This window comes from Acidocella sp. (assembly GCF_052326845.1).
Taxonomy (GTDB): Bacteria; Pseudomonadota; Alphaproteobacteria; order Acetobacterales; family Acetobacteraceae; genus Acidocella.
Window position 1 is genome coordinate 1 of record NZ_JBKQJR010000011.1, and the last position, 3,675, is coordinate 3,675.

The 3,675-nt window shown below is 64.4% G+C and carries 4 protein-coding genes and 1 pseudogene; 4 read left to right on the top strand and 1 reads right to left on the bottom strand.

Annotated features, from left to right (window positions below):
* Positions 1-108 precede the first annotated feature (108 nt).
* The 3 genes from ACLPJJ_RS00805 (at position 109) to ACLPJJ_RS00815 (ending at position 3,085) form a co-directional block, all read left to right on the top strand.
* Positions 109-1,530 carry a homospermidine synthase gene (locus tag ACLPJJ_RS00805; RefSeq protein WP_443588775.1) on the top strand — a complete coding sequence of 474 codons (1,422 nt, stop codon included), beginning with the start codon at positions 109-111 and terminating at the stop codon, positions 1,528-1,530.
* Between the two features lie 152 nt (positions 1,531-1,682).
* A complete protein-coding gene (locus ACLPJJ_RS00810; RefSeq protein WP_443588776.1) occupies positions 1,683-2,612 on the top strand; it encodes a 2-hydroxyacid dehydrogenase in 930 nt (309 codons plus the stop codon).
* A 77-nt stretch (positions 2,613-2,689) separates the two neighbouring features.
* Positions 2,690-3,085 (top strand): baeRF12 domain-containing protein, encoded by a 396-nt coding sequence (locus tag ACLPJJ_RS00815; RefSeq protein WP_443588778.1) that lies wholly within the window; start codon positions 2,690-2,692, stop codon positions 3,083-3,085.
* 52 nt (positions 3,086-3,137) lie between these two features.
* Here the strand turns inward: ACLPJJ_RS00815 and ACLPJJ_RS00820 are convergent, their stop codons facing one another.
* Entirely contained in the window at positions 3,138-3,347 is a 210-nt protein-coding gene (locus ACLPJJ_RS00820; protein ID WP_443588780.1) for a dodecin, read from the bottom strand.
* 187 nt (positions 3,348-3,534) lie between these two features.
* Here ACLPJJ_RS00820 and ACLPJJ_RS00825 point away from each other — a divergent pair.
* Positions 3,535-3,675: pseudogene (locus ACLPJJ_RS00825) on the top strand (exonuclease domain-containing protein); the annotation flags it as partial.

Genomic DNA, 3,675 nt, shown 5'->3' on the forward strand with positions numbered 1-3,675 from the left:
GCATTGGTGGAAGTCTCCGACCGGGCTATGCTGGAGACAGCCGGCTACGAACCTGCCGACGCCGTCGCCTAAAACTGTCTCTACCTTTTACCCAGGAGTTTTACGACGATGCCACAAGACATCGCGACCAAGCACGTGCGTTTTTCCGGCCGCTTGCTGATCGTCGGCTTCGGCAGCATCGGCCAGGGCGTGCTGCCCTTGCTGCTGCGCCATATCGACATGCCGAAGGAGAACATCTCCATCCTCACCGCCGATGAGCGCGGCAACAAGGTTGCCGCCAAGCTCGGCGTGCGTGAGGAGATCCTGCCCCTGACGCAGGAGAACTACCGCGAGGTGCTCACCGCCCGCCTGGGCAAGGGTGACTTCCTGCTCAACCTCTCGGTGGAAGTCTCCTCGGTGGCGCTGATCCAGCTCTGCCGCGAGCTTGGCGTGCTGTATCTGGACACCTGTGTCGAGCCCTGGGCCGGCGGCTATACCGACCTCTCGCTCTCGCCCTCGCAGCGCTCCAACTACGCGCTGCGCGAGAGCGCGCTGGCCCTGCAGACGGACGACACCGCGCCGACCGCCGTGGTCGCGCACGGCGCGAATCCCGGACTGGTCTCTCATTTCGTCAAGCAGGCGCTGCTCAACCTCGCCGCCGTTACCGGCCTGGACACCGACATGCCGGCTGACCGGGCGGGCTGGGCCAAGCTCGCCCAGACGCTCGGCGTGAAGGTGATCCACATCGCCGAGCGCGACACCCAGGTGGCCAATCGCCCCAAGGCGGTGGGCGAGTTCGTCAACACCTGGTCGATCGACGGCTTCGTCGGCGAGGGCTGCCAGCCCGCCGAGCTCGGCTGGGGCACGCATGAGAAAGCATTGCCGCCGGACGGCGCAACGCATGAATTCGGCTCTGGTGCTGCGATCTACCTCAACCGCCCCGGCGCCTCCACCCGCGTGCGCACCTGGACGCCGAACGAAGGCCCGTTCCACGGCTTCCTGATCACGCATAACGAGGCCATCTCGATCGCCGATTATTTCACCCTGATCGAGAATGGCGCTGCGGCGTACCGCCCGACCGTGCATTACGCCTATCACCCGTGCGACGACGCCGTGCTCTCCGTGCACGAACTCGCCGGCAAGAACTGGGAGATGCAGGAGCGCCAGCGGCTGATGGAAGATGAGATCGTCAGCGGTATCGACGAACTGGGCGTTCTACTGATGGGCCATGCCAAGGGCGCGTACTGGTACGGCTCGCAGCTCTCCATCGAGCAGGCCCGCGCACTCTGCCCGTACAACAACGCCACCTCCCTGCAGGTGACGGCGGCTGTGCTGGCCGGGGTGATCTGGGCGATGGAGAACCCGCGCCGCGGCGTCGTCGAGGCCGATGGCATCGACCATGCCCGCGTGCTGGAGATCACCACCCCGTATCTCGGCACCATGGCCGGCGCGTATTCGGACTGGACGCCGCTGGTGAAGCGCGGCGAGCTGTTCGCCGAGGATGTGGACGCCGCCGACCCCTGGCAGTTCAAGAACTTCCGGGTCGTTTGAAACTCTACTCTGGCGGCCATTCAGCGCGGCTCTTCTGCGCTCCGGTGCTTAAATCACCACGCTGACTGACTCACCAGAGCGAGTTTCACGAATATCTCGATCGGACGGGCCGGGGACTTCCCGGCCCGTCCGTTTTGCGGGATGTCTTGGTCATGCTGCTAATCACCCGAGACCTTCCCCCTGAAGTGATGGCCCGTGCCCGGCGCGAGCACGATGTGCGCGAGTTGCGCCTGCAGGGCCCCTTCACCCCCAAGGCGGTGCTGGACAATCTTTCTGGCGTGAACGCCATTCTCTGCACCCCCGCCGACAGGTTCGACGCGGCGCTGATCACGGCATTGCCCGCCAACGTGCGCGTCATCGCCACGTTTTCCGTCGGGGTGGAGCATATCGATCTCGAAGCCGCCGCCGCGCGGGGCATCGAGATCCGCAGCACCCCGGACGTGCTGACCACCGCCACCGCCGAACTCGCCCTGATGCTCATGCTGATGGCCGCGCGCCGTGCCGGCGAGGGTGAGCGCCTCCTGCGCGCGGGAAAATGGACCGGCCTCGTCCCCACCTTCCATCTGGGCCGCAACGTCTCGGGCAAGGTTCTGGGCATTTTCGGCATGGGGCGCATCGGCCGGGCGCTGGCCAGCATGGCGCGCGGGCTGGACATGGAAATCCATTACCGTAACCGCAACCGCCTGCCGCCGGAACTGGAAGCGGGGGCGGTGTACCATGCGGATGACGAAAGTTTCCTCGGCGCCATCGACTTCCTCTCCATCAACGCCCCCGGCGGGGCGGAAACGCGGCATTGGCTGAACGCGGCGCGCATCGGGCTGCTCAAGCCCGGCGCCATCGTGGTGAATACCGGGCGCGGCAGCACTGTGGATGACGATGCGCTGATCGCGGCACTGCAAAGCGGGCATGTTGCCGCGGCGGGCCTGGACGTCTTCAATAACGAGCCCGCGCTGCACCCAGGCTACCTCGCCTTGGAAAACACCGTGCTGCTGCCTCACATCGGCTCGGCCACGGTGGAAACGCGCAACGCCATGGGCTTCCTGGCGCTGGACGGCATCGCTGAAGTGCTGCACGGCGCTTGACGAGGATCAATGAGCCGCTGCCCGGCCGGGTGCAGAGTTTCCTTCAGTTAATGAAAACGTAAAGGAAGCCTGTTCACATGCCGATTCACCTCAAGGTTCTGTTCGCCATTGCCAACGGGGAGCACGCCCGTTTCGTACGGCCGGCAGAGGAGGACAACACGCTGCACTCTTCGAGCCGGGTGATCCCGGAGGAAGGCCACGTGGGTTCCGCCGACCACACCCACGCGCAGGACAAGGACAAGTTCGCCGTCTGGGTTGCCGAGCAGCTCAGCCAGAACACCGCCAGCTATGACGAGTTGGTGCTGGTGGCCCCGGCGCACACGCTGAACATCATCCGCGAGCGCCTGAACAAGCAGGCCGCCGCCAAGGTCGTGGGCACGGTGGAGAAGGACCTCGCCAAGATCGCCGATCATGACCTCTGGCCGCATGTCCGCGAATGGGTCCGCCCGGTGCACCGCCAGAAAGTGCTGTAAACGGTTACGCGCGGCCTGGTCCAGCCGGGGCAGGCCGCGATTTTGTCCCGTATCAGCTCTCCAGGGTGAAGCCCAGCTTCATCGTGACCTGAAAATGGGCCACCTTGCCGTTCTCGATCTCGCCCCGGACATTCGTTACCTCGAACCAGCGAAGATTCCGGATGCTTTTGCTTGAGCGCGCGACGGCGGTGCTGATGGCGTCATCCACACTGACGGACGACGAACCGACAATCTCGATCTTCTTGTAAACATGGTTGGCCATGGCGTTTTCCCTTTTTGTTATGCCGCGCTGCGCGGACGCGGCGCAGGCAAGCCAGCTGGCCGCAACGCAAAGGCTAAGGGAATTTCACCGCATTTCCTAGTATTTTAAAAAGCCGGAGCAAACGCGATACCGGCTACTCCTTGAGCCAGACCGGCTCCTTCAGCTTGGCGATAAATTCCGCATGCGTGGCAAGCCGAAATTCGCGGAAGTTGCCGACCAGATGCTGGAATTCTTCGGCGACTCACCGCTCGTCGCGCATAACGCGCCGTTCGACTTCGCCTTCATCAGCGCGGAGCTGGAGCGCATCGGCCGCAAGAAGCTGGACAAG

Bases quoted from the DNA above. Each gene is read 5' to 3' on its own strand.
- ACLPJJ_RS00805 (WP_443588775.1), top strand. From the start codon at position 109: ATGCCACAAGACATCGCGACCAAGCACGTGCGTTTTTCCGGCCGCTTG.
- ACLPJJ_RS00810 (WP_443588776.1), top strand. From the start codon at position 1,683: ATGCTGCTAATCACCCGAGACCTTCCCCCTGAAGTGATGGCCCGTGCC.
- ACLPJJ_RS00815 (WP_443588778.1), top strand. From the start codon at position 2,690: ATGCCGATTCACCTCAAGGTTCTGTTCGCCATTGCCAACGGGGAGCAC.
- ACLPJJ_RS00820 (WP_443588780.1), bottom strand. From the start codon at position 3,347: ATGGCCAACCATGTTTACAAGAAGATCGAGATTGTCGGTTCGTCGTCC.